24 protein-coding genes are annotated in these 25,299 nt (G+C 69.1%); 13 read left to right on the top strand and 11 right to left on the bottom strand.

What is annotated here, in order from left to right:
* Positions 1-43 precede the first annotated feature (43 nt).
* Entirely contained in the window at positions 44-601 is a 558-nt protein-coding gene (locus JRI60_RS51300; RefSeq protein WP_204223470.1) for a DUF2378 family protein, read from the top strand.
* A gap of 21 nt (positions 602-622) precedes the next feature.
* On the opposite strand, the gene JRI60_RS51295 is transcribed toward JRI60_RS51300, so the two are convergent.
* Entirely contained in the window at positions 623-1,090 is a 468-nt protein-coding gene (locus JRI60_RS51295) for an FKBP-type peptidyl-prolyl cis-trans isomerase (protein ID WP_239470220.1), read from the bottom strand.
* Positions 1,091-1,133: 43 nt separating this feature from the next.
* Positions 1,134-1,916: a hypothetical protein gene (locus tag JRI60_RS51290; RefSeq protein ID WP_204223469.1), complete on the bottom strand. Its 783-nt coding sequence runs from the start codon at positions 1,914-1,916 to the stop codon at positions 1,134-1,136.
* Between the two features lie 231 nt (positions 1,917-2,147).
* On the opposite strand from JRI60_RS51290, the gene JRI60_RS51285 reads away from it, so the two are divergent.
* The 4 genes from JRI60_RS51285 (at position 2,148) to JRI60_RS51270 (ending at position 10,401) form a co-directional block, all read left to right on the top strand.
* Positions 2,148-3,404 carry a phospholipase D-like domain-containing protein gene (locus JRI60_RS51285; protein WP_204223467.1) on the top strand — a complete coding sequence of 419 codons (1,257 nt, stop codon included), beginning with the start codon at positions 2,148-2,150 and terminating at the stop codon, positions 3,402-3,404.
* A 73-nt stretch (positions 3,405-3,477) separates the two neighbouring features.
* A complete protein-coding gene (locus JRI60_RS51280; RefSeq protein WP_204223465.1) occupies positions 3,478-4,401 on the top strand; it encodes a TonB family protein in 924 nt (307 codons plus the stop codon).
* A 160-nt stretch (positions 4,402-4,561) separates the two neighbouring features.
* Positions 4,562-5,398, top strand: a complete 837-nt coding sequence (locus JRI60_RS51275; protein ID WP_204223463.1) for a sterol desaturase family protein — start codon at positions 4,562-4,564, stop codon at positions 5,396-5,398.
* A gap of 191 nt (positions 5,399-5,589) precedes the next feature.
* Positions 5,590-10,401: an OmpA family protein gene (locus tag JRI60_RS51270; RefSeq protein WP_204223461.1), complete on the top strand. Its 4,812-nt coding sequence runs from the start codon at positions 5,590-5,592 to the stop codon at positions 10,399-10,401.
* Between the two features lie 288 nt (positions 10,402-10,689).
* On the opposite strand, the gene JRI60_RS51265 is transcribed toward JRI60_RS51270, so the two are convergent.
* Positions 10,690-11,655 (bottom strand): threonine ammonia-lyase, encoded by a 966-nt coding sequence (locus JRI60_RS51265; RefSeq protein WP_204223459.1) that lies wholly within the window; start codon positions 11,653-11,655, stop codon positions 10,690-10,692.
* A gap of 254 nt (positions 11,656-11,909) precedes the next feature.
* On the opposite strand from JRI60_RS51265, the gene JRI60_RS51260 reads away from it, so the two are divergent.
* Positions 11,910-13,688 (top strand): serine/threonine-protein kinase, encoded by a 1,779-nt coding sequence (locus JRI60_RS51260; protein ID WP_204223457.1) that lies wholly within the window; start codon positions 11,910-11,912, stop codon positions 13,686-13,688.
* A gap of 236 nt (positions 13,689-13,924) precedes the next feature.
* A complete protein-coding gene (locus tag JRI60_RS51255; RefSeq protein WP_204223455.1) occupies positions 13,925-14,869 on the top strand; it encodes a DUF2381 family protein in 945 nt (314 codons plus the stop codon).
* Between the two features lie 22 nt (positions 14,870-14,891).
* Here JRI60_RS51255 and JRI60_RS51250 read toward each other — a convergent pair whose 3' ends face one another.
* Together JRI60_RS51250 and JRI60_RS51245 are read right to left on the bottom strand one after the other, a co-directional pair.
* A complete protein-coding gene (locus JRI60_RS51250; protein ID WP_204223453.1) occupies positions 14,892-15,221 on the bottom strand; it encodes a hypothetical protein in 330 nt (109 codons plus the stop codon).
* 17 nt (positions 15,222-15,238) lie between these two features.
* Positions 15,239-15,886 carry a TetR/AcrR family transcriptional regulator gene (locus tag JRI60_RS51245; RefSeq protein ID WP_204223451.1) on the bottom strand — a complete coding sequence of 216 codons (648 nt, stop codon included), beginning with the start codon at positions 15,884-15,886 and terminating at the stop codon, positions 15,239-15,241.
* A 106-nt stretch (positions 15,887-15,992) separates the two neighbouring features.
* Here JRI60_RS51245 and JRI60_RS51240 point away from each other — a divergent pair, with 106 nt between their 5' ends.
* The 3 genes from JRI60_RS51240 (at position 15,993) to JRI60_RS51230 (ending at position 17,708) form a co-directional block, all read left to right on the top strand.
* Positions 15,993-16,982, top strand: a complete 990-nt coding sequence (locus JRI60_RS51240) for an NAD-dependent epimerase/dehydratase family protein (protein ID WP_204223450.1) — start codon at positions 15,993-15,995, stop codon at positions 16,980-16,982.
* A gap of 80 nt (positions 16,983-17,062) precedes the next feature.
* Complete coding sequence (locus JRI60_RS51235) at positions 17,063-17,359, top strand: GrpB family protein (protein WP_204223448.1); 297 nt, start codon at positions 17,063-17,065, stop codon at positions 17,357-17,359.
* Positions 17,325-17,708 carry a VOC family protein gene (locus JRI60_RS51230; RefSeq protein WP_204223446.1) on the top strand — a complete coding sequence of 128 codons (384 nt, stop codon included), beginning with the start codon at positions 17,325-17,327 and terminating at the stop codon, positions 17,706-17,708. The genes JRI60_RS51235 and JRI60_RS51230 overlap by 35 nt, the downstream gene beginning before the upstream one ends.
* Positions 17,709-17,944: 236 nt before the next feature.
* Here JRI60_RS51230 and JRI60_RS51225 read toward each other — a convergent pair whose 3' ends face one another.
* The 4 genes from JRI60_RS51225 to sitI6 (JRI60_RS51210) form a co-directional block, all read right to left on the bottom strand.
* Positions 17,945-18,331: a hypothetical protein gene (locus JRI60_RS51225; protein ID WP_204223444.1), complete on the bottom strand. Its 387-nt coding sequence runs from the start codon at positions 18,329-18,331 to the stop codon at positions 17,945-17,947.
* A gap of 176 nt (positions 18,332-18,507) precedes the next feature.
* Positions 18,508-19,230, bottom strand: coding sequence for a SitI6 family double-CXXCG motif immunity protein (gene sitI6, locus JRI60_RS51220; protein WP_204223442.1), 723 nt, complete (start codon positions 19,228-19,230; stop codon positions 18,508-18,510).
* Between the two features lie 3 nt (positions 19,231-19,233).
* A complete protein-coding gene (gene sitA6 / locus JRI60_RS51215) occupies positions 19,234-19,905 on the bottom strand; it encodes a SitA6 family polymorphic toxin lipoprotein (RefSeq protein ID WP_204223439.1) in 672 nt (223 codons plus the stop codon).
* 32 nt (positions 19,906-19,937) lie between these two features.
* A complete protein-coding gene (gene sitI6, locus JRI60_RS51210; protein ID WP_204223437.1) occupies positions 19,938-20,654 on the bottom strand; it encodes a SitI6 family double-CXXCG motif immunity protein in 717 nt (238 codons plus the stop codon).
* 92 nt (positions 20,655-20,746) lie between these two features.
* Here sitI6 (JRI60_RS51210) and JRI60_RS51205 point away from each other — a divergent pair, with 92 nt between their 5' ends.
* On the top strand, positions 20,747-21,136 hold the full coding sequence (locus JRI60_RS51205) for a VOC family protein (RefSeq protein ID WP_204223435.1): 390 nt from the start codon (positions 20,747-20,749) through the stop codon (positions 21,134-21,136).
* 16 nt (positions 21,137-21,152) lie between these two features.
* Here JRI60_RS51205 and JRI60_RS51200 read toward each other — a convergent pair whose 3' ends face one another.
* Entirely contained in the window at positions 21,153-21,569 is a 417-nt protein-coding gene (locus tag JRI60_RS51200) for a tetratricopeptide repeat protein (RefSeq protein ID WP_204223434.1), read from the bottom strand.
* 49 nt (positions 21,570-21,618) lie between these two features.
* Positions 21,619-22,905 carry a chloride channel protein gene (locus JRI60_RS51195; protein WP_204223432.1) on the bottom strand — a complete coding sequence of 429 codons (1,287 nt, stop codon included), beginning with the start codon at positions 22,903-22,905 and terminating at the stop codon, positions 21,619-21,621.
* A 155-nt stretch (positions 22,906-23,060) separates the two neighbouring features.
* Here JRI60_RS51195 and JRI60_RS51190 point away from each other — a divergent pair, with 155 nt between their 5' ends.
* Positions 23,061-24,314, top strand: coding sequence for an esterase/lipase family protein (locus tag JRI60_RS51190; protein ID WP_204223431.1), 1,254 nt, complete (start codon positions 23,061-23,063; stop codon positions 24,312-24,314).
* Between the two features lie 149 nt (positions 24,315-24,463).
* Positions 24,464-25,075 (top strand): DUF2378 family protein, encoded by a 612-nt coding sequence (locus JRI60_RS51185; RefSeq protein ID WP_204223430.1) that lies wholly within the window; start codon positions 24,464-24,466, stop codon positions 25,073-25,075.
* Positions 25,076-25,299 lie beyond the last annotated feature (224 nt).

Below are 25,299 nucleotides of genomic sequence, written 5' to 3'. Positions count from 1 at the left end.
CTCCTTCCCACCTCCCGGGAAGGTCGCGCTAGGTTGACGTGCCATGTCAGAACCTCAGCTCATCTTCAGCCACAGCCTCCAGGGGCTGTTGTCGCGCGCCTTCCCCAAGGGGGTGCCTCCGGAGGCCAAGGCCAAGCTCCGCACGCTGGGCGTGGAGCTGGACAAGCAACTGCTGCCCGCCTACCCGCGCGAGACGTGGGGGCGCTGCATCGAGGCGTGCGCCCCGCTCGTCTTTCCCCAGGAGCGCCGCGAGGTGGCCTGGTTCAAGATGGGCGAGCGCATGGTGGACGGCTACAAGGAGACGATGATCGGCCGCGCCATGTTCTCCACGCTGCGGCTGCTCGGGCCGCGGCGGATGATGCAGCGCAGCCAGAAGAACTTCCGCTCGGGCAACAACTACACCGAGGTCCGTCTCACGGACGTCTCCCCCACGGAGATGCACGTCTGGTTCAACGAGACGGACGAGGTGCTGCGCCAGTTCACCATGGGCCTGGTGCTGGCGGGCATGCGCGCCGGTGGAGCGGTGGAGCCCCACGTGGCGCCGCTGCGCACGGACGCGCAGGGCTTCACCCTGCGCGCCGTCTGGAAGGTCAACGACTGAGGGGAGCGTCCTCGCGGCGCGTCACTGCACGCCGACGAGCTCCACGTCGAAGATGAGCACCGAGTTGGGGGGAATGGGACCGTTGCCGAACTCGCCGTAGCCGAGTGTGGAGGGGATGACGAGCCGGCGCTGGCCGCCAACGCGCATCTCGGCGACGCCCTCGTCCCAGCCGGCGATGACCCTGCCCCCGCCGACGACGAAGGAGAAGGTCTGGCCGGTGTCCCGGGAGGTGTCGAACAGGGTGCCATCGGGCAGCCAGCCGGAGTAGTGCACGACGGCGGTGCGGCCCGCGGAGGCCACGGCGCCGGTGCCCACCACCAGGTCCTGGGTGTAGAGGCCCGTGGGGCTGCGGTTCATGGCCGCGAGGTCCACGCCCAGCGAAGGGGCGTACTTCACCTTCGTCGGGTCTCCCGACTCACTCGAGCCGCAGGCGGAGAGGGTGAGCAGCAGGACGCAGGCGGAGAGGGACGGGAGCAGTCGGCGCATCATTCGGGGAGGTCCTCTGGAGTCGAACAGGGGCCGCGAGAGTAACTCACCGCGAGCGCTGGCGAGGACCGCCGCCCGCCCACTGGTAGCCCAGGGTGGCGCCCGAGCCGATGAAGCCCAGCGCGATGTACTTGCGCAGGGCCATGAGGGTGTCGGTGTTGCCGACGACCTCCTCGAGCGCCCCGTGCATCACCACGCCGAGCAGCGTGCCCGCGGCGGCACCGCCCAGTGCGCCGAGGAAGGCGCGTCCCCGCTCCCTGCTGCCGTCGAAGGCCAGCTCGCCGAGGCCCCAGGTGCCCAGCGCGGCCACGGGAGGTGTCAGCACCAGGCCCACGCCGAAGGCGGCCACGTCCAGCTCGGTCCACCGTCCGCCCGCGTTGGCGGGCTGCAGGAAGAGCATCGAGCCCGGCACGGAGCCCACCACGCTTCCGGCCACCGTCTCCAGGCCCGTCACCCAGAGCCGCTCGCCGCCCAGGCGGCTGGCGCCGTAGATGCCGCCGAGCGGCACCAGCGCGGACGTCCCGTACATCACCCAGGCCCCGGTGGTGACGGGCGCGTCGGCCTTCAGGTTGGGCCGAGTGCTCACGTGGGGCTCCATCTCGGGCGCCTCCGCCTCGAGGGCCGGGTCGATGACGGGGAGGGAAGGGGACTCGACGCCCATGTCGGCGGGCAGCAGGTGGAGCGCGACGGGGATGCCCCGGTCCCGTGCCGCCAGCGTTCCCTCGTGCACATCGAGCAGGGGCCGGGCCCGCGCCGGTGGTGCCACGAGCACGGCGGCCAGGAGCGCGACGGAGGCGAGACAGGAAGGAAGGAAGGCAGGCAGGCGCATGGTCTCCAGAGAGGGCCCGCGGTGCCCCCCCGTCCCCGGCCCGGACTCCGGACAGGGGAGGCTGGAGGCGGACCCGTGGCGCGGAGAGGGATGGGAACGCGAGGGCGCGCTGTCCACCCGGGGGCCGGGACGGGCGCGCGGCAGCGGACAGAGGGAGGCCTCGGGTGTCGGCGGGTGGACGGAGCGTGGGAGCGGGGGGCCGGGCGGGCGGAGCGTGACTAGCTTCCGCGCGTGAAGAACCGTTGGCCGCTGCTGGTGCTCGCCGCCCTGGTGCTGGCGGGCTGTCCCCTGCCGAATCACCGGCTGGCGCTGCGCATCCGCGACGATGTGCCCGAGACGCACGAGGGCCTGTCGCTCGCGTGGTACCAGACGGTGGGCGTGGAGCTCGAGCCGGGCAACAAGGTGGAGCTGGTGCACAACGGCCACGTCTTCGACGTGCTGGAGCAGGAGATTCGCGCCGCGCGCTCCAGCATCCACATCCTCGTCTACATCTGGCGGCCGGGAGACCCATCGGAGCGGCTGGTGAAGGCGCTGCGCGAGCGCCGCCCGGGCGTGGCGTGCCGCGTGCTGGTGGACCCGCTGGGCAGCATCCGCTTCGAGGACATGGTGGGGCCGCAGCTGGTGGCGGCCGGCTGCGAGGTGCGCGTCTTCCGCCCGCTGCAGGGCACCATCGCCACGCTGAACCTGAAGCGCTTCCAGGCGCGGCTGCACCGCAAGCTGGTCGTGCGCGACGGGGTGTCCGGGCTCACGGGCGGGTGGGGCATCTGGAAGAGCTGGGAGGGCAACGGGCGCAAGCCGGACGAGTGGCGGGACGCGAACATCTGGGTGCAGGGGCCGGCGGTGCGAGGCATCCAGCTGGCCTTCGCGCAGAACTGGCAGGAGGCGGGAGGAGGGATGTTGCCGGCGGAGGCCTTCCCGGAGCCCATCCCCGCGCCGGGCGAGGCCCGTGCTGGCTTCGTCATGCACACCGGGGCGCCGGTGCTCACCAACGCCGAGCGGATGACGCTGCTGGCGATCGCCTCGGCGAAGAAGCGGCTGTGGATCGCCAACTCGTACTTCATCCCCACGGGCGCCATCCAGGACATGCTCATCGCGAAGGCGAAGGCGGGCGTGGACGTGCGGGTGCTCACGCCGGGGCGGCACCACGACATCCCCCCGGTGCACGAGGGCCAGCGGGCCACCTACGCGCGGCTGCTGGAGAACGGGGTGCGCATCTGGGAGTACGAGGTGTCGATGATGCACTCCAAGACGCTGCTGGTGGATGACCGGCTGTCGATGGTGGGCTCGACGAACCTGGACCCGCTGGCGCTCAGCGCCGAGGAGGGCTCGCTGGTGGTGGACGACGAGGCGCTGGCGGCGGGGCTCGCGAAGGACTTCGAGGAGGACATGTCCCACTCGGTGGAGATCCGCTGGGACTCGTGGCGCCGGCGGGGCCTCATCAAGAGGCTGTCGGAGCGGGTGACGGTGCTCTTCGGCCGATACCTGTAGCGAGCCCCCGCCCGCCTGCCCGCTGTCCGGGGTGGGTTGATGGGCGGGGCGCCATGGCATACAGGCAGCGGTGATGACGCCGGGAGCCGTGGACAGCGCCAGGGAGGGGGAGGCCTCGCGAGGGGCCCGGCACCCACTGGCGCGCTTCTCGGGAGCCCTGGGTGTCTCGGTGGCGGTGCACGTGCTGGGCGCGGTGGCCTTGTGGCGCGGTGTGTCGGAGCCGGAGCGCTTCGTGTCGCCCAGGCCGCTCGAGGTGGAGCTCGTCTGGCGCGAGGCGGCCGGGAGTGGCGGACCGGTGAGCGATGGACGGAGCTCCGCCGAGGACCCGGCGCCGGTGCGGCGACCCGCGAGTCCCGCGCGCCCGGCGGTGCGGGTTCGCGAGCCCGTGTCACGCGCGGGTCACGAGCCACCGTCTTCAGTGACACGGAAGGAGGAGCTTCCGAAGGAAGAGCCCCCGCGGGAGGAGTCGCCATCGCCACCTCCGCCGGAGTCCCCGGCTCCGAGCACGGCACCCGAGGCGGGAAGCTCCTCGGAGACGGGAAACCCCTCGGAGGCCGTGGCCGCCGCGACTCCGAGTGGGTCCGGGGAGGGAGGAACGGGGAGTGGCCCGGCGGAGGCGGCTCCGGTGGGCACGGGTACGTCGTCGGGAGGCGGCGCGGCGGGAGGACCTGGCGTGGGGGCGGGAGCGGACGCGGAGTTGCGGGCCTACCGGGAGCAGCTCTCCCGGAGGGTGACGCGGCAGCGGCGCTATCCGTCACAGGCGGTGCGGCTCGGGATGGAGGGCACCGCGCTGGTGCGGGTGCGCATCAATCGGGATGGCTCGCTGGCGGCGCCGCCGCGGCTGGAGGGCTCCTCGCGCTTCCGGGTGCTGGACGTCGAGGCGCTGCGCATGGTGGAGGCGGCCGCGCCCTTCGCGCCGCTGCCTCTGGAGCCCTTCCGGGAGTCGGCGGAATTCGTCATTCCCGTGAGCTTCTTCCTTCGCGCGGTGTCGGGTTGAACGCTGGGGGGCCGACCCTCCCGAGGCGAATGTGGCGGGGAATTCGGGGTCGAACTCGCCGCCCGCTGAGCGAACCGCTAAGCTGCGCTCATTGACAGGGAGGCTTCACGGCAAGGCCGGATGACGTGCTCCCGTGTGTGTGTCACCGCGGGAGGGCGGTATGGACAGCGTCATCGACACTCTCAAGAGCACCTTGGCGATATACGAAGACGAGAGGTTCTTCTTCATCGCCGTCTGCTCCACGCTGTTGAGCATCGTCTCGTTCCTGGCGTTCGCGCTGCCGTGGACGTGGGTGGCCTACAAGAACCCCGAGTCGTTGAAGAAGTACCGCATCCAGGGCCGGGACTTTCCGGTGAAGCGCTGGTTGGTGCCGTCGCTGCAGCGCTTCGCCCTCAACAACCTGGTGTCCTTCCTGGGGGTGGTGTTGTCGTGGCCGCTGGTGAGGCACTCGGGCATCCACACCGGCCCGCTGCCGGCCTGGTACGTCATCGTCGCGCAGATCGCCTGCTTCATCGTCCTGGACGACTTCCTCTACTACTGGATGCACCGCACGCTGCACACGCCGTGGCTCTACAAGCACGTGCACTCGGTGCACCACCGCATCACCACGCCCTTCGCGCTCACGGGCAATTACATGCACGTGGTCGAGTTCATGCTCACCTCGACGCTGGTGATGACGGGCCCCGCGCTGCTGGGGGCGCACGTGGTGACGATGTGGCTGTGGATCGTCTTCCGGCAGCTGGAGGCGGCTGACGGGCACTCGGGTTACGACGTGCCGTGGAACCCGGCGCTGCTGGTGCCCTTCTACAAGGGGCCCGTGTACCACGACTTCCACCACCGGCGTTTCTTCGGCAACTACGCCGGCTTCTTCGCCTACCTGGACAAGCTCTTCGGCGGTACCTACTCGAAGGGATACGAGGACTACCGCCGGGCCCAGCCGCCGGTGGCGGCGCCGGTGCCCGAGCCCCAGCCCCAGCCGTCGCAGTCGCAGCAGTAGCGCTCGACGGCCGCTGACACGTCGGAACGGGGGTCCGACACGTCAATTCCCCCTGTCGGGGATGTCGGGGGACACGTCTCCCTCTGGACACTCCCTGGCATGATGGGTGCAGAGTACGCCGCGAACCCGCTTCCACCAGGAAGCTTCCCGTTCGAGACGTGTCCATGCATTCGCTTTTCTCGAGAAAGTCCATGTCAGGACTCGCCCTGCTCACCGGCCTTCTGTCGGTGGGATGTGGGCAGTCCCTGGATCCTTCTTCCCCTTCCCCTTCCTCTTCCACGACCTCCCAGCGCGCGCCGGTCTTCGGCGAAGACGGTGAGCTGACGGTCAGCGCGGCCGGCACGGTGCTCAACCGGTACGCCGTGCTGGCGGCGGACGTGAGCGCGGGCGCCACGACGCTCGAGCTGACCAACGCCCCGGACCTGGACAGCCCCGAGTTCGGCCCGCTGGCCGTGGGTGATCTGCTCCTCATCGTCCAGATGCAGGGCGCGGAGATGGATACGACGGACACGGAGAGCTACGGCGCCGTGAAGAGCCTGAACGGGGCGGGCCGGTACGAGTTCGCCTACGTGGGCTCCGTGTCTGGCAATACGCTGCGCCTGGCGTGCGCGGGCCTGCGCTACGGCTACAGCGCCGCGGGGCACGTGCAGGTGGTGCGCGTGCCGCAGCTCAGGCGCCTCACCGTGGCGACCGGGGCCAGCGTCGTCGCGCAGCCGTGGGACGGCCAGCGCGGTGGCGTGGTGGTGCTGCACGTGCAGGACACCACCACCCTCGAGGGTGACATCAACGTGAGTGGTCAGGGCTTCCGTGGTGGAGCCCTGGATCACCAGTCGAGTGACTCCGCCAACTTCATCGACATCTTCACCTCGGATGACCCGCTGCTCGGAGGCGAGAAGGGCGAGAGCATCGTCGGTGGCGCGACCGTCTACGCCACGCTGGGTGGGCGCTACGGCCGGGGCGCGCCGGCCAATGGTGGCGGCGGTGGCAACAGCCACAACGCCGGTGGTGGTGGCGGCGCCAACGGGCACAATGGCAAGGCGTGGAGCGGCCAGGGCGTGATGGACGGCTCCGTCACCGGAGCCTCGGCCTGGTCGCTGGACCCGTCCTACATCGCCATCAACGGTCTGACGGACTCGTCGGGTGGCGGGCGGGGTGGCTATACCTTCTCCGGCGCGGACGAGAACGCGCTCACCATCCCGCCGGGAGCGGCCTCGTGGGGCGGTAACCGCCGCCGGCAGGTGGGTGGGTACGGCGGGCGCCCGCTCGACCAGGACCCGTCGCAGCGCCTCTTCCTGGGCGGTGGTGGTGGCGCGGGCGATGGCAACAACAACGCCTCGGCGCCTGGCGCCAACGGCGGCGGCCTCGTCCTGCTCATCTCCAACACGGTGGGCGGCGCGGGCCACATTCGCGCCAACGGCGCCGCGGCGATCAGCACCAGCGGCAGCCACAACGACGCGCCTGGCGGAGGAGGCGGTGGCGGCACCCTCGTCGTCGTCAGCGACAACCTCAGTGGCGTCACCCTGGAGGCGGACGGTGGCAAGGGGGGAGATCAGCTCATCGACAACGGCGAGTCCGAGGGCCCTGGCGGTGGCGGGGGTGGTGGCTTCATCGCCGTGTCGGGTGGCACCGCGACGACGTCCGTGCTGGGCGGAGTGGGTGGCATCACCCGGTCGCCCTCGATGACGGAGTTCCCCTCCAACGGCGCCACCTTCGGCGCCAGCGGTGAGACGGACAGCGTGACCCTGAACGCGCTGCCCCTGGCGGCGTGCTCGCCGGTCGACCTGAAGGCGACCCTCACCAATGGACAGGACTCCTCGGTGCCGGGCTCGTCCAGCACGTACACCTTCACCGTCTCCAACTCGGGCCCCGCCACCGCGACGGATGCGCCCGTCTCCCTGCCGCTGCCCCCGGGAGTGACGGGCATGCAGTGGACGTGCGTCGCCTCTGGAGGAGCGACCTGCCCGGCGGCCAGCGGGACGGGTGCCATCGCCACGAACGTGACCCTGCCGTCCGGTGGCTCGCTCACCTATACGCTCGTCGCCACGAGCGCTCCCACCGCCACGGGCAACGTGGAGATGAAGGGCTCCATCGGCACGCCGGCGGATGTGAGTGATGTCGCGCCGGAGAACAACACGGCGACGGATACCGACACGCTGACCGCCCCCCAGGCGGACCTGTCCGTCACCCTCACCGAGTCGGCGGATCCGGTCACGGGAGGCACGCCGCTCACCTATACCGTGCATGTCGACAACGCGGGCCCGAGCACCTCCGGCCCCGTCACGGTGACGTTCCCCATTCCGGCGGGCTCCACCTTCGTCAGCGCGGTGGGCACGGATTGGAGCTGCGCCGAGGCCGCTGGCGTCGTCACCTGCACCCGGCCGAGCCTGCCCCCGGGCGGCGCTCCGGACATCGCCATCCGGGTGGTGCCCGCGAACGAGAGCGGCACGCTCCAGACCACGGTGACCGTGGCCTCGGATACGGACCCCGTCGCCAGCAACAACACGGACTCGGAGTCGACGACGGTGACCCGCGTCGAGGACACCGACAAGGACGGGCTCTCCGACGCGGACGAGATCGCCCGCGGCACCGACCCGAACGATCCGGACAGCGATGACGACGGCATCACCGATGGCACCGAGGTGAACATCGGCGGCACGAATCCGCTCGATGATGACAGCGACGACGACGGCTTGATCGACGGCAACGAGGACGCGGACCACGACGGCGTGCGCGACCCGGACGAGACCGACCCGCGCGATGCCGACTCGGATGACGATGGTCTGCAGGACGGCACGGAGAAGGGCATCACCGAGCCCCAGGGCGATGACACGAACACGTCTGTCTTCATCCCCGACGCGGATCCGTCGACGACCACCAACCCGCTCGACCCGGACACCGACGATGGCTCCGTGAAGGACGGCGACGAGGACACCAACCACAACGGCCGCGTCGATGACGGGGAGCGCGACCCCAACGTCACCGCCGATGACACGGTCATCGATTCGGATGGCGATGGTCTGAGCGACGACGACGAGCGCGGGCGTGGGACGGATCCGAACAACCCGGACACCGATGGTGGCGGGGTGAACGATGGCGAGGAGGTCCGGCGTGGAACTGATCCCAAGTCGGTCTGGGATGATCAGGAGCTCCGCGTGGTGGGCAGTGGCTGCAGCGCCACCGGTTCGGACAACGTGCCCGCCCTCGGCTTCTGGGCGGCCCTGGCTGCGCTGGTGTTCGCTCGCCGCCGGGGTGCCCGCGCCCGCCAGGCCTCGGGTGCACTGGCCTCGCTCGGCGCCGTGGCGGTGATGGCCTCGGCCCTGCCGGCCCAGGCCCAGCTGTCCACCGCCATCGACGCCCAGCAGTTCAAGCCCGCCCCTGGCCAGTCCGACGTGCTCGGCCTGCATGGCGCGGGCGTGCCGGGCCACCTGCGCTGGAGGGCCGGCCTCTTCATCAACTACGCCGATGATCCACTCCTCGTCATCAACCCGGCCACGGATGCCCGCATCCGTCGGCTCGTCGACCAGCAGCTGGGCTTCGACCTCATCGGCGCCATCGGCCTCGGCGAGCGCTTCGAGGTGGGCTTCACCCTGCCCATTGCCCTGCAGCAGAACGTGCTCGGCATCTCGCCCACCGGCACCCGGGAGAGCGCCTGGGGCGGGGGCTTCGGAGACCTGCGGCTGATTCCCAAGGCGCAGCTGCTGAAGACCGGGGGTCTGCGGCTCGCGCTGGCCGTGCCCGTCATCCTGCCCACGGGCGGGTCGGGTGACTTCCGGGGCCAGTCCGGGGTCGGCGTCCAGCCGCGCGTGACGGCGGACTATGCCTTCGAGGAGGGCGGCGTGCGCCTGCTGGCCAACGTGGGAGTCAACTTCCGCGAGCGCCAGGAACTGCTCAACCTCTCGGTGGGCAACGAGCTGAGCTACGGGCTGGGCACGGCCATCCCGTTCGAGATCAAGGACCATCGCTTCACGGGCCTGGTGTCGGTCGCGGGTGCGGCGGGCCTGGGTGCCACGGGTGGCACGCAGCGGGAGGAAGTGCCGCTGGAGCTTCAGGGCGCGCTGCAGTACCGCATCACGCCCAAGCTGCTGGCGACCCTGGGACTGGGTCGCGGCATCATCCGGGGCTACGGCATGCCCGAGTACCGCGTGCTCGGCGGCATCGTCTGGACGGAGGAGGAGGAGCCGAAGAAGGCGCCTCCGGCTCCGGTCGAGACGGTGGTCGACAGTGATGGGGATGGCTTCGTGGATGGCCAGGACAAGTGCCCGAACGAGCCCGAGGACAAGGACGGCTTCCAGGACGAGGACGGCTGCGCGGACCCGGACAACGACCAGGACGGCATCCTCGACGCGCAGGACAAGTGCGTGAACGAGGCCGAGGACAAGGATGGCTTCCAGGACGAGGATGGCTGCCCGGACCCGGACAATGACGAGGACGCCATCTCCGACGGGAAGGACAAGTGCCCGGTGAAGCCCGAGGACAAGGACGGCTTCCAGGACGAGGATGGCTGCCCGGACCCGGACAACGATCGGGACGGCATCGCGGATGCGCAGGACAAGTGCGTGAACGAGGCCGAGGTCATCAACGGAGTGGACGACGAGGACGGGTGCCCGGACCAGGGCAAGACGAAGGTGGAGGTGAAGGCGGGGAAGATCCTCATCCTGGAGAAGGTGTACTTCGCGACGAACAAGGACGTGGTGCTGCCGCGCTCGTTCCCGCTGCTGCAGCAGGTGGCGTCGGTGCTGAGGGCGAACCCGCAGCTGACGAAGGTGCGCATCGAGGGGCACACGGACAGCATGGGAGACGACGCGTTCAACCTGGACCTGTCGCAGCGCCGGTCGAACAGCGTGATGCGCATCCTGGTGGAGCGTGGCATCGACGCCGGGCGGCTCGAGGCAGTGGGCTACGGTGAGACGAAGCCGGTGGACACGAACAAGACGGCGGCGGGTCGAGAGAACAACCGCCGGGTCGAGTTCACCATCCTCGAGACGAAGGAAGAGGCGCAGTAGGCGGTAGTCGTGTTGCGCATGCTCCCTCTCCCTCTGGGAGAGGGCGGGGGGTGAGGGTCGTCACCCTCGTGTTCCTCGCCCCTGCTTGAATCACGGCACGCAACTGTCCCCCTCGCCGGTCATGCGCTCCAGGGGGAAGACCCTCACCCTAGCCCTCTCCCAGAGGGAGAGGGGACATCCACGGGCCCTCGGACCCTGTCCAAGGACTTCGTGAACACTCCAGTAGAGCTCGGGTGAAGTGACGGGGTGGGGGTGCCGGAGGTTCCGGTGCCCCCACCCCGTGTGTTTTCAGGAGGGCCGGACCAGATCCTCGAAGCGGCGCCACGAGACATTGCGGCCGGTGAGGACGATGGCGGTGGGGCCGAGGGAGCGGGGAAGCAGCTTGCGCAGGGCGGCGAGTCCAGCGGCGGCGGAGGGCTCGATGACGTACTTGGTGTCGGCGACGCACCAGCGCATGGCCTCGCGCAGCTCGTCATCGGAGACGAGCACGAACTCATCGACGAGGCGCTGGAGGTAGGGCCAGGGGAGCAGGTCGCGCTCGACCTGGGCGCCGATGCCCTCGGCGATGGAGGGGCGGAGGTCGTGGACGTCGACGGGCTGACCGGCGCGATGCCATTGGGCGAGGACGGCGGAGGATTCGGGCTGGACGCCGATGAGGCGGATGCGGGGGTTGGCTGCCTTGAGGACGACGCCCATGCCGGCGAGGAGTCCGCCGCCGCCGACGCCGACGAGGACGGTCTCGACGTGGGGGCAGTCCTCGAGGATTTCGAGGGCGACGGTGCCACCGCCCTCCATCATGTGACGGTCGTTGTAGGCGGAGAGGAAGGTATAGCCCTGCTCGGAGGCGACGCGGCGAGCGGCCTCGCGGGCCTGGGGGACGCTGTCGAAGTACTCGATGCGGGCGCCGTAGTCCTGGATGAGGCGGAGCTTGTCGGGGTCGGCGGAGCGGGGCAGGTAGATATGGGCCCTGGCGCCGAGGGTGGCGGCGGCGTAGGCGAGGCCGATGCCATGGCCGCCGGCGGTGGGGGCGATGAACTCGGCGTGGGGCTGGGAGGCGCGGACGGAGAGGACCTTGTGGAGGGAGCCACGGGGCTTGAAGCTGCCGGTGACCTGGAGGTTCTCCAGCTTGAGGAAGACGGGGGAGTCCGCGAGCTTCGAGAGCGAGGAATTGTGCTCGAGGGGAGTGTGGCGGATGTAGGGAGCGATGCCGCGGCGGGCGGCGAAGACGTGGGAGGGGAGGAGGTCCGTGCTCATGTCGGGTGTCTGTTTAAAACGAGGACGGGAGGGTACCTCCACGGGTGGGAGAAGGGCCCTCGTTGAAGCTACTTCCGCGCATCAGGAGGTGTGTATGCCCCCTCTCCCTCCGGGAGAGGGCTGGGGTGAGGGTACCTGACGCACTTGAGGTGAGAGCCGCGTCACAGAACCTGCTAAGTTGAGGTCCTGGGAGGTAGTCCCATGACCTCACATCGCCATTCCCCTGGTGCAAACAGCGTCGGCGCGGGGGCGCCATGAGTGCGCTCGACACCCCTCCACTGCCGCCCGGCACGCGCATTGGCGCGGACGTGGTGGAGGCGGTGTTGGGCGCGGGCGGCTTCGGCACCGTGTACCAGGTGCGTGGCCCCGAAGGACGCCGCGCTGCCCTCAAGATGGTGCCGCTGGAGAGAGGAGAGGATAGAGCCTGGCGCGAGGCCCTCATTGGCTCGCGCCTGCACCAGCACCACCCCAACCTGGCGCGGGTGCTGGGCGCGGGCAGCTGGCCCGACAAGGACCCCCGCTTCGTCTACCTGAAGCAGGAGTTGGTGGACGGCGTGACGCTGGACGTCTGGGCGCGCGAGCACGACGTGGACACGAGCCAGGTGGTGGACAGGGTGCTGGAGGTGGCACGAGCCCTGGCGGTGGTGCACGAGGCGCAGGTGGTGCACCGGGACGTGAAGGAAGCCAACATCCTGGTGCGCCGCAGTGACGGGCAGGCGGTGCTGGTGGATTTCGGGGTGGGTTACTACGTTGGGGCGCGGACCATCACTCAGGGACTGTTTCCCCCGGACACGCCCCAGTACCGCAGCCCCGAGGCGTGGCACTTCGGCCGGGAGAACAAGGATGTGCGGGGCGCGCATTACCGGGCCGGGGTGGGAGACGACCTGTACGCGGTGGGCGTCGTCTTCTACCGGTTGCTGACAGGGCGCGACCCCTTTTTCCTGGGCGCGCACGGCAACGTGGACGTGGAGGCCGTGCTGAACCGGGCGCCCTTGCCGCCGCACCTCGTCAACCCGAGAGTGCCCGGGGCGGTGGAAGAGGTGTGCCTGCGGTTGCTGGAGAAGAAGCCCGAGGACCGCTACCCGGGCGCGGCGGCGTTGTGTGCGGCATTGGAGACACTGAGGGCCCGGGCGGACGCATCCTGGAAGGTGCCACTGCGAGGCGGGGCGCGTACGGCCGACAAACGATGGGCGCGAGTGCGGCGTGCGGCGGCCTGGACGGGCGTGGGTCTGGGGCTGGTGCTGGGCGGCGGGTGGCTCGTGGGGCAGTGGAGGGCCGGGCGCGAGGCGGCCACGAGCGCTTCACCCAGCACGTCGCCCGCCAGGCAGCCAACACGGGAGGCCAGTGCTGGCCAGGAAGTGGCGCTCCCGGGGCCCGCGCCGGAATCTGCACGGGCCGCGACTCCGCCGCCGGTGGAGCCACCCCCCGCGGCCGCCGCCTCGCCCGCGGCGTCCGGAAAGGACAGAGCCCCCGTGAAGAAGCAGCAGAAGACGACCGGCTCCCAGAAGGAAACACAGTCCAGGAGCGCGGGGAGCGTCGCGCGCAACGTGTGTCTGGGTTTGACGGGAGTCGCGCTGCAGGCCTGCTTGAGTGCGCAGCAGCAGGTGCCGCCGGTGCTCCAGGAGCCTCTACCCCAGGAGTGCCCGGCGGGCGCCGTGAAGATCATGACGGAGATACTCGGCCTGCGCATCGGAGAAAAGAGCCCCGTCGATTGGTCCGCCGTACGGGGCAGGCCCGTCCCCGTGCGCGAAGACTCGTCGGTTCGTGTTGGTGGCCACTGGGTAAACGCCCAGGGCCAGATAGCACTGCCGACCAACACCCGACTCTCCGGGCGGCTCTACTTCGGGGAGAACCGCGTGTACGGTCGCTTCACCACGGCCCATACGCCCAGCGGGGAGACGTACCGGGTGTGCATGGAGTTGCTGGATACGAGCAACAACGTTGGTCTCGAGCTCAAGCCCGGTAGCGAGCCGCCGGGAAATGTGCTGGTCAGCCCCGTCGCACGGGTGCGGGTGGTGGACCGCTTCGACTAGGCCAGGCGGGGAGGTCCTGTCGGGAGAGGGGGAGGTCCCGGGCTCGCTTGGGTGCAACTGGTCTGACTGTCGGACCAGTTCGTCCGATGCGCGACCGGAAGGTCCCCCTCTTCAGGTGGCGGGTCCACGTGCGGAGCGCCCCGGGCGATGAGTGCATCCCATGCACTACCGGGGAGGAAATGTGCTAGAGGCCGACTTTTCCAGTCTCTTCCGCTCGCGCTGGAGGTCCTCGCTCCGTGTTCGCCCTGTCTTCCGCCGCCCTCGTGGGATGGGCTCTGCTCGCGGTGCCCACCAATGCCGCCGCGCAGTCGCCACTCCCTGTCTGCGAGATGGGCACGCGCCACCTGGAGCTGACGGCGGATGCCTCGGGCAAACAGGGAGAGGTGTGCATCCACCCGGAGGTGTCCACCACTTTTGTCTTCGACTCGCGGGTGGCGCGCGTGCAACTGGCCGGGCCGGAACGTTTCCGGGTGGTGGATGGAGGAACGGCGTCCCTGACCCTCATCCCCTCGGAAGCATTGACCGATGGGGAACGCGTGCCGGTGACGGTCTACTTCCAGGACGGCGCGGCACCCGCGAGCGCCACCTTCTGGCTGGTGGTGCACCCCTTCCAGGCCGAACGACTGGTGGAGGTGCTGCGCCAGCCGCGCACGCTCGCGTCCTATCGGCAGGGCGAGCAGCAGGCACGGGCCGAAGCGCGGCAATGCCGGGAGGAGAAGGCACGCGTCCAGGCCGAATGCGCTGGGCAGATGGGGCTCACGGGCCTCATCGCCCACGAGCTCATGGGAGAAGGGGGCGTTGCCTCCAAGGACATCGGTGACGCCGTCACCGCACGTCCGGGCAACACGCTCCAATTCCTGTCAGCGCGCAGCTACCGCTCCCCCACTGAGCGCACGGAGAGAGGGCAGAAGGTGGCGCGGCTGGCCGTGAAGGTGGAGGTCGAGAACACGGGGACGCGGGCCTGGACGCCGGCCGGTGCGGTGCTGGCGGGCTCCAATCACGTGGAGTTGAGGCCCCTCAGCATCTGGCCGCTGGAGACGATTCCTCCTGGGAGGACGTTGCGCGTCGTGGTGGAGGTGGAGGCGACGGAGCACGAGGCGCGCGGCGCCTTCACCCTGAAACTGTGGAGCCAGGAAGGCGGGGCCAGGGTCGAGTTCCTCGACGGTGTGACGTTCCCGTGAGCCCTCGACACACTCCGAGGACTCAGTGGGACCGTGGCTCAGGAGTGGCGTAGGTCCGCTCCAGGGCGGTCGTGAGTTCGTCGCATTCGAGGAGCCCTTCGACGGCATGAGTGAAGGACGCTTCGGCTGCGAAGGCCTCCCTGACCGGGAAGCCCGAGGATGCCAGGTGCGCGTTGTGCGTGTCCTGGAAGCAGAGTTCACCCTTGGGGCGGATGACCTCGTCGAGGCTCGCGCGGTTCTGCTCCCAGCCCGCGAGCTTCTCATGGCACTGCTTGCAGCCCGTCTCCTCGCAGAGGCGTCTGGCCTCACGGGTGTTCTGATAGAGCCAAGCCTCGATGCTGTAGAAGGGCACGCGCAGGCGGAGCCGCTTCATGTACTCGCGTTGCCCTGCGTCGGCGAGCGCGATGAAGGCTTGGGCAGTCCGTCGAGGAACGTGCGCGTGAAGGTGTCGGTGAGCGCCTCGGCGGGAGTCTGGAGGAAGTTGGTGCAGGTGAGCTTGAGGCTCACCACGCCGTGGACTCCGGTCCAGAACACCTCGGCGAGCCGGCGGGGATCCGCGTCCGCGGCGAGCCGACCCTGCGCCGCGAGCTCCTCGAAGGCCGCCTCCAGCACGTGGAAGGAGCGCGCGCCGGGGTCGTCCGGTCCACCATGGAGCACCGCGCTGCTGAGCTTCGGGTCCTCCATGAAGACGAGCCGGTACGTCTCCGGGTGGCCCATCCCGAAGCGCACGTAGGCCTCGGCCACCGCGCGCAGCCGCTCCAGCGGATCGGCGATTCCCACCACGGGCTCGAAGAAGCCCAGCAGCTCCTGGAACCCCCGCCTGCTCAGCTCCCGGGCAATCTCATCCCGGTTCTGGAAGTGCACGTACAGCGTGGCCGGTGCGTACTCCACCGCCTCCGCGAGCTTCCTCATCGACAGCCCGCCAAAGCCCTCCCGGAGCACGATGTCTCGCGCCGCCGTCAGGATGTGCTCTCGCAGCTCCGCCTTCTGGCGCTGCTTTCGCTCCGTGATGCCCATGAATATCGACTCTAAGGCTTGACGGCGCGAACGGCCATCGCTAAATGAACGGTGTTCGGTGAACGGTGTTCATAAAGTGTCCGGCTGTTCAAAAAGGGGAGCAATCATGGGGAAGATCGCGCTGTTCGGAGCTGGGGGAGCCATTGGTGGCAGTGTGGCGAGCGCGCTGCGGGCGCAGGGCCGTGCCTACCGGGTCGTGGGGCGTTCGAGGGGCCCGCTGGAGGCGCAGTTCGGGGCGGATCCGCTGGCGGAGATCGTCACCTGGAACCCGGAGGATCCGGCGTCGGTCCGTGCGGCGGCCGAGGGCGTGGAGACGCTCGTCTACCTGATTGGAGTGCCGTACTGGGAGTTCCAGAAGCACCCGGTGCTGATGCGCCAGACGCTCGAGGGGGCGATGGCGGCGGGGGTGTCGAAGCTGGTGCAGATCGGCACGGTGTATCCCTTCGGGCGGCCGAGGACGGAGCGGGTGGACGAGAACCATCCGCGCGAGCCGCACACCTTCAAGGGCCGGATGCGCAAGGCGCAGGAGGACCTGGTGCTCGGGGCGCACGGCCAGCGCGGCCTCCAGACGACCATTCTGCGGCTGCCGGACTTCTACGGCCCGCATGTCGAGCGCAGCTTCCTGCACTCGGCCTTCGAGGCGGCGCTGGCGGGCAGGCGCGCCGACCTCATCGGGCCCATCGACACGCCGCACGAGTACGTCTTCGTGCCGGACGTGGGACCGGTCGTCACGGCACTGGCGGACGAGCCGCGTGCGTACGGGCGGGCCTGGAACCTGGCGGGGGCGGGGGTCACCACGCAGCGCGAGCTGGTCGAGCGCATCTTCGCGCACATGGGGAGGCCTCCGAAGTACCGCGTCGCGGGCCCCTGGATGGTGCGTGCCATCGGTCTGTTCAACCGCTTCATGCGCGAGCTCGCCGAGATGGAGTACCTGCAGACCACGCCGGTGTTGATGGACGACTCAGCGCTGCGCGGGCTGCTGGGCGAGGTGCGCAAGACGTCCTACGAGGAAGGCATCCGCCGCACGTTCGAGGCGCTGGCGAGGGAGATGAAGAGCACCCGTCCGGAGACGGGCGCGCTCATGAAGCCCGCCTGAGCCCACGAGGCCGCTCGCATTGCTGGGAAGGAGGAGGGAGCGATGTTCGAGACCGTCAGCCGCATCATCGGTCCCTGCATGTGCACGTCATTCCGGTGGACGGGCCGGAGGTGGCATCGCAGCGCCGCTTCCGGGAGCGGCTGAGCGCGGACGTCTCGCTTCGGGACGCCTACGTGGCGCGCAAGCGGGAGATTGTCTCGCGGGGCATCACGAACGCCGGCGACTACTCGCTGGCGAAGGATGACTTCATCCGTGGAGTGCTGGAGGGTCCTGGCACTCCCGCTGGACAGTCCGAGGCGCGGCTGTCAGCTTCGCGCCCCGACAGCGAACACGGAGGCCGTCATGAAGATCAAGCTGACGAGCATCATGGTCGATGACCAGGAGAAGGCTCTCGAGTTCTATACAAAGGTCCTCGGCTTCGTGAAGAAGCACGACATCCCCTTGGGGAAGTTCAAATGGCTGACGGTTGTCTCGCCCGAGGGGCCAGAGGATATCGAGCTGGTCCTCGAGCCGAACGAGAACCCGGCCTCGAAGACGTACCAGAAAGCCCTTCATGAGCAGGGGATACCGTTGACGGCCTTCGCCGTCGACGATGTGCACAAGGAGTACGAGCGGCTGAAGAATCTGGGCGTGGTGTTCAAGTCGGAGCCCATGAAGATGGGAGCGGTCACCCTCGTCGTCCTCGACGATACGTGCGGCAACCTCATCCAACTCTATCAGACCTGAGGGGGGCTCTGGCCTCGTCCCAGCGGCGTCCGAGGACCGCGAGGACGCCGAACGTGGCCATGAGGAGCGCGATGACGAGCACGGCCCCGTCCTCCTTCTCGCCGCGACGTGCCAGGAGTCGTAGAGCTCATTGGCGAGGTAGCGCAGGTCGTCCAGGAAGCTGGGGATGACGACGACGACCTGCCGGCCCTGAGCTCCAATCCCTCCGTGGGCGGGTCACTCGCGGATGCGGCCGACTACGGCTCACGCGGTACCAGTACACATTGGCCGAGCTCGGTATCGCAGACGGGCTCGAGCTCCCTGGGGTCGAGACAGGCGGCGGTGACGCACTCGCCGGGAAGACAGACGACGGCGGCTCTCTGGGAGAGCAGTTGGGCCCGCTGTTGGAACGCGGTGAGATTCGCCTTCGAGTTGAGCGCGCCGAAACATTGGAAGGCGCCCAGACAGCTCTGACCGCCGGCGAGGGCGAGCAGATCGACGGTCTGACAGGAGTCGCCGGGGCGGCAGCGGGCGTAGTCGGAGACGAGGGTTTGGGCGGCCTCCTGCAATTGCTCGCAGTTGGCACACCCCGACAACCAGAGGGCGAGGGCCCCCGTACAAGAAACGACAATGCGTCGAATCATCACCACCCTCCGCGAGAGAGAGGAGGCACCTTGTGCACGAGGCAGGGTTCGCGCATCGCCCCGCGGCGCCGTTCCCCGGTGTACACGCCCCCTCCCCATCCACCCTCCCACTCCACCCAACCACTCCCTCTCCCTCTGGGAGAGGGTCGGGGTGAGGGTATCGGGAGCACTCGGGTTCAGCGCAGGGGCAACTCGCGGAAGACGGCCTCGTGCAGTTCCAGACGCCGCACCGCATCCACGAAACGCTCGGTGCAGATGAACGTCGCCTCGAAGTCGGTCAGCCGGAACAGGTCGAGGTTCTCGGGGAGCGAGGCGGCATCCAGGATGAGGTCATCGGGCCGTTTGAAACCATTGCGGCCACACTTCAGGCACCTGGGGGGACGGTCTGGCGGCAGGCAGTCGATGTGCAGCCTGCCATGCGGCAGGATTTCCAACTCCACCAACTCCGGGTGGTTCTTCTGCCGGAAGCGAAGCTCCGTGGGGAAACCCTTCAGACCGCGCACGCCCTCGGCTTGAAGCTTCTCCAGGGCCTCACGATGCATCACTGGCATCTGGACGAAGTAGAAGAAGATCGGGCTGAAGGTGCCGGTGGCCGTGCCCACCAGGGGGCCGAATTCCGCACCCGGGAGGAGTTGAGCTCCGGGAGGGACGAGAGGCCGCACCAGCTCACGCAACCGGACGAACTCATCGAAGGGTTCTGGTCGAGCTTCCTCGAAGGCCGTTCGCTGGGGAAGGGAGGACAGGTCCACGCTGGGATAGGCAGTTGCGCTGCCGGCCCAGGTGGCTCCGCATTCAGGACACTGGAGTCCGGGGAGTCCCCCCCATTTATGCCTGGCCCTGCTGAGGTCGCCCGTGCCGCGCCACGCCTTGGGCTCTTGGAGCCAGTAGAACTTCGTCATCCGTCATCTCCGCCCGCGATAGTACGGCACGATGGGACCCGTCAGCTCGAAGCGGAAGATGAGCTCGCCCGCGTGCCGATAGATTTCCTCTGGCGTCGCGTCACGGTTCTCATTCTGGAATCGCCGCCAGGCCGCGTTCCATTGTCCGCCGCTGGGGCCACCGCTGTGGATGCGGATGTGGACGTGCTCGGGGATGAGCATGGTGAATTGGTGGATGTCCTTCACGCCTTGCCGGTGGAACCATCGAGCGAGATCCTCGGCCTGAGGAAGGAGATGGTGGCGGACCCAGCGGCCCGGAGGAAGAGAGGGAGAGGGGGGCTTGGGGTCGAAGTGGCGGTTGAAGCGGAAGGTGAGGACGGGCTGGCTGCCTCGTGGCCCGGAGGGACCCCACCAGCGTCGCGGAGAGGGTGAGGCGCCCGGGATGTAGATGGGGCCGCCTCCGCGGTAGGCCAGCAACACCTCACGGGGAGCGACGTCCCGGCAGAGGAAGAAGCCGCACTCGTCCTCGTCCTCGCGGCACAGCAGGACGACGGTGCGCTCGTCCTCGCAGCCTTCCTCCCACGAGGACACCAGCTGGGGTGTCTCGTCCGCATCACGGACGGAGGGAGTCGCGGTCGCGCACGCGGTCAGCAGTGTGCACAGCAATGCCAGCCAGAGCTTCGACACCGCCCTCATGTTCCGCTCCTCCTCTTCTCTGTTGAGCAAGCTCAGCGCAGGGGCAACTCGCGAAAGACGGCCTCGTGCAGCTCCAGGCGTCGCACCGCGTCCACGAATCGCTCGGTGCAGATGAACGTCGTCTCGAAGTCGGTCAGCCGGAACAGGTCGATATCCTCGGGGAGCGAGGCTGCATCCAGGATGAGGTCGTCCGGACGTTTGAAGCCATTGCGGCCACACTTCAAGCACTTGGGGGGACGGTCTGGCGGCAGGCAGTCGATGTGCAGCCTGCCATGCGGCAGGATTTCCAACTCCACCAACTCCGGGTGGTTCTTCTGCCGGAAGCGCAACTCCGTGGGGAACCCCTTCAGACCGCGCACGCCCTCGGCTTGAAGCTTCTCCAGCGCTTCGCGATGCATCAAGGGCATTTCGACGAAGTAGAAGAAGATCGGGCTGAAGGTGCCGGTAGCCGTGCCCACCAGAGGGCCGAATTTGGCTCCTGGAAGGAGTTGAGCTCCGGGAGGGACGAGAGGCCGCACCAGCTCGCGCAACCGCACGAATTCGTCGAAGGGCTCCGGTCGAGGTACCTTGAACTCTCGCTCATCTGAGAGCGAGGACAGGTCCGCGTTCGGGAACGCGGTTGCGCTTCCAGCCCAGGTGGCTCCGCACTCCGGGCAACTGACTCCAGGGAGCCGCCACTTGTGAGTGGCCTGGAGGTCACCGGTGTAGGGCGACTCCGTGGGCGATTGGAGCCAGTAGAACTTCGTCATCCGTCATCTCCTCCCGCGGTAGTACGGCACGATGGGCCCGAGCAGCGCGAGAATCCTTCCGTCCACCCGTGCACGTGGACGAAACTGTGCCCATGCGCATCGAGCACGTGGCCATCTGGACGAAGGACATCGAGCGGCTCCGCTCTTTCTACGAGACGTACTTCCAGGCCAGCGCGGGGCCTCGGTACGTCAACGAACGCAAGCAGTTCATGTCGTACTTCCTGAGCTTCGCCTCGGGCGCTCGCCTGGAGATCATGGTGAAGCCCCAGCTCGTGCAATCCAGCGACAACGCCGACGCACCGCCCACCGGCTACGCGCACCTGGCGCTCTCGCTGGGCTCCCGCGAGGCCGTGGACTCCATGGCCGAGCGTTTCCGCCGCGAGGGCCACCCGGTGGTGGATGGCCCGCGCCAGACGGGGGATGGGTACTACGAGTGCGTCGTGCTCGACCCGGATGGCAATCGCATCGAAATCACCGTCTGACCCGCGCCCGCGCTCCCTACGGCAGGTTCAGCGTCCGCACGAACTCGAGGTACTTGGGCGCACTCCCCTCGACGAGCTTCCGTCCACCTGACTCGTAGGCCCGCGAGAACTCGTCCGCGGCCCGCTCCAGGTTGCCCAGCTCCAGCTCGCACTGTCCCAGCCGCATGTGCAGGAAGGGCACGCCCCTGCCTCCGGCGCTGCGCATCGCTCCATGCAGCGCGTGCCGGCTCTCGCTGAACAGCCCCAGGTGGAAGCACGCGTCCCCGATGGCCGTGAGCACCCGGGTCGCCTCATCGTACAACTCCACGGGCCTTGGAATGAGCGCGAGCGCCTCGCGGAACTTCAGGAGCGCGGCCGGCAGATCCTTCTGCTCGGCCAACAGGTCTCCCACGGAGCACAGCTCGGCAATCCTCGCGCGACGAGCGTCATCCATGGAGACATGTTTCTAGAACAGGTGCCGGGAATCCGGGTAGCCACCCCCCTCATTCGCGCGCGTCCTCCTCGTTTCTCGTTTCCTGAGGGAGCTCGCGCAGCGGTACCAGCCTGCCCAACAGCGGCCCGCCATGTTTCAGGCGCGCGATGCGCTGCGAGGGATAGATGCCCCGGTGTCCCGTGAGCAGGTAGGCCAGGGTGCTCACGATGGCCACGTGGGGCAGCACGGCGCTTCCGAGCAGCTCCACGGCCATGATGGACAGCGCGAGCGGCGTGTTGGCGGCGGCGGCGAACATGGCGGCCAGTCCCACCGCCGCGCCCATGTCCAGGGGCAGTCCGAGCAGCCTCGCCAGCACGTTGCCCAGGGCCGCGCCGATGAAGAAGAGCGGTGTCACCTCGCCGCCGAGGAAGCCCGCGCTCAGCGTCAGCACGGTGAAGAGCAGCTTGAGCGCGAAGGCGGCCGAGGGCAGCTCGGGGTCGGTGAAGGCGCGCAGGATGGTCGGCACGCCCAGGCCCAGGTACATGTCCGTGCCCACCAGCCACCACAGCCCCACGAGCAGCAGCCCGCCCGCGGTCATGCGGAGCGGCAGGGTGGGCACGTAGCGCTCCCAGCCCTTCTTCATCCAGTGCACCAGCTCCACGAAGGTGGTGGCCACCAGCGCCACGGCCACCGCGAACACGAGCCACTTGCCGAGCAGCGGCACCGTCAGCGGCAGCGGCGCGGGCGCCGGGTACGCCGTGTGCGCGATGCCCAGCCCCCGGGTCACGAGGTCTCCCACCACGGCCGCCACCAGCGAGGGCAGCAGCGCCTCGTAGCCCATGCGGCCGATGACCACCACCTCCAGGCCGAACACCGTGCCCGCGATGGGCGTGCCGAACACGGAGCCGAAGCCTCCGGCGATGCCCGCGGAGAGCAGCTCGCGGCGGGTGGCCGCGTCCACCCGGAAGCGGTGCGCCACGGCGTCGGCGAGGCTGCTCCCCATCTGCACGGCGGTGCCCTCGCGGCCGACGCTGCCTCCGAAGAGGTGCGTGAGCACCGTGCCCACCAGCACCATGGGCGCCATGCGCAGCGGAATCCGGGTGTCGCCCTCGTGCACGCTGTCGATGACCAGGTTGTTGCCGCCACGGATGGGTTTGCCCCACCGGTCGTAGATGAGCCCGAGCACCAGCCCCGCCAGCGGCAGCGTGTAGACGAGGAGGGTGTGGTGCTCGCGCAGGCGCGTGGCCCGGTCCAGCAGGTACAGGAAGAGGGCCGAGGCGATGCCCGAGACGACTCCGACGAGGCCCCCGAGGAAGAGCCACTGAAGGAACGGTCGGGCGCTAGGGGGCGGGCGCATGGGAGTTCAGGTGTCTACATCTCTTCGGCGGTCCGTGGGGGACAAGACTCCAGGTCGGACCCGGGTGCCATTGTGACGCGGGCCCTCTTCCTCTTCACTGCCGGGCGCTGGCCTTGCCTCCCCGCGTCGGGGAGCGGCTCCATGAGGTGGTTCCGATGAACCGTCATCTCGTGCTCGTCCCGGGCTTCGGCGGGTTCGATGCCCTCGGTACCCTGCGTTACTACGAAGGTGTCACCGGCGTGCTGGTGCGGACTCCACTCGTCCTGCACTACTTCCCCAACCTCCCCACGGCCAGCGTGAGCACCCGCGCCGAGCAGCTGCTCGCCTTTCTCCACGAGCGCTGGCGCCGCAACGAGCTGCGTCCGGGGGATGAAATCCACCTCGTGGGGCACTCCACCGGCGGGCTCGACCTGCGGCAGCTCCTGCTGCGCTACCGCGAGCTGGAGCAGTCCTCGGACCGTAGCGGGGATGGCGCGGCGCTGGAGGTGCTCCGGCACATCCGCTCGGTGCAATTCCTCTCCACGCCCCATCGCGGGACGAACCTCGCCGCCCAGATGAGCCATCCGTTGATCCGCGCCCTGCTCATCCGCCCCCTCCTGCGCATCGGCTACGAGACCGTGCGCGGGTTGCGCGAGCGGGGCACCGCGTTGAGCGGCCACCTGCTGCGCGGCGTCCTCTTCCGGGGCAGGCGCCTGGAGTCGGCCAATTGGATCGACGCCTTCCTGGATACGCTGCAGGCCAGCTACTCCCGCGAGGGCGCCTACCCCAGCGCCCTGGCGCGCGCCTCGTACTTCGAGCTGCTCCGCTGGCTGCTCCACATGGCCAGCGACTCCTCGGCCCTCAGCGACCTCAACCCCACGCGGCTCGGGAACGCGCCTCCCAGCCCGGCGCACGAGGACCACCCCGAGAGCGAGCGGCGCTTCCTCGACGAGCACGGCATCCGCTACGCCTCCATCGTCACCGTGGCGCGGCCCAAGACGGGACGGCGGTTGGACCTCTTCAACCAGCTGTACTCGCTCACGGCCGACTCGCCCGTGGCGCGGTTGGGGCAGGCGCAGGCCGTGCAGAAGCTGATGGATCCCCGCTCCGCCCGCATGCTCACCCCGGCCGACAACGACGGGCTCGTCAACACCGTCTCCCAGGTCTGGCCCGACGCCGCCTCCTCCTATCTCGTCGAGGCCGACCACGCCGACGTCATCGGCCACTTCCAGGCCGACACCCGCGAGGACTCCCGCGGCTCCCTCAAGCGGTACGACCTGCTCAACTCGTCCTCGGGCTTCGACGCGCTCGCCTTCGAGGCGCTGTGGACGCGGATCGCCGCCTTCGTGGAGGGCCGCGCCTACCACGAGGACGTCAAGACACACCGCCCCACCTCCAGGGCCTCGATGCCCATCGACGCCCACCTCTGACCGGCGGGGCAGGGCCGCGTCCGCCACTGAACAGCCCGCTTCCCGGTGGCGGCCGCGGAGCGTTCACCATCCATCACCGCATTGCCCGGCTGATCGCCCCGGGACTGGGGGTCCAGGGAGCACGTTCCTAATTTTTCGGTGTGACTGTCATGGGAGCGTGGATCATGCAGGGCCTGGAGGAGAGCCGGGGGCTGGGGGCCGAGCGTTCGTCGGCGCAGCAGCGGCGGTTGGTGTTCGAGCATACGATCGAAGGGCTCTTCCGCATCTCGCTGCGCCACCGCCTGTCGGCGCTGGCCTGGCAGTCGCTGCGAGAGGCGGGGTTGGACTTGTCCCGACCCCTGGCGCCCGCCTACCCGTACGAGACGTGGAAGCGCGCGCTGGAGATTTCCGTCGCCGACCTCTACCCCTTCCTGCCGCGCGAGGAGGCCTGGCGCCGGATGGGGCGGGACGTGGTGGACGGCATGATGCGCACCGTGCTGGGCCGGGCCATGGTGGGCGTGTCCCGGCTCCTGGGGCCGCTGCGCTCGCTGCGGCGGCTCAACAACACCCTGCGCAGCGCGGACAACTACGTGGAGTCGCGCCTCACCGAGCTGTCCCCCACCTCCTGCGAGGTGTGGATCAACGAGGTGATGGAGCAGCCCTCCTACTACCAGGGGGTGCTCGAGGCCTGCCTCACCCTGGCGGGCGGGCGTGAAATCCGCACCCGGTTGCTGTCCCGGGACGGCCGGGGTGCCCGCTTTCACGTGGAGTGGGAGGAGTGACTCACGCAGTGGGCGGGAGGAGGGGGCCTCCCGCTCTCCCGTGTGTGGGGTGAGGTCCACCCACATGGGGACCCGGGGACTCGGCGAGCGGGGGGACCCCCGCTGAAGATGTTTTGAGGGCTGTGCGGCTCTCGCCGGGTTTCAGGCATACTCGGATGGTAGGGGGGGCGAGCGCCCTTCATCTCAATGCCGAGTCTGTCCACCAAGGTCGCGGGAGCGCAGGG

It is taken from the genome of Archangium violaceum, assembly GCF_016887565.1.
GTDB lineage: Bacteria > Myxococcota > Myxococcia > Myxococcales > Myxococcaceae > Archangium > Archangium violaceum_B.
This window is presented reverse-complemented; position numbering and strand designations above follow the sequence as displayed.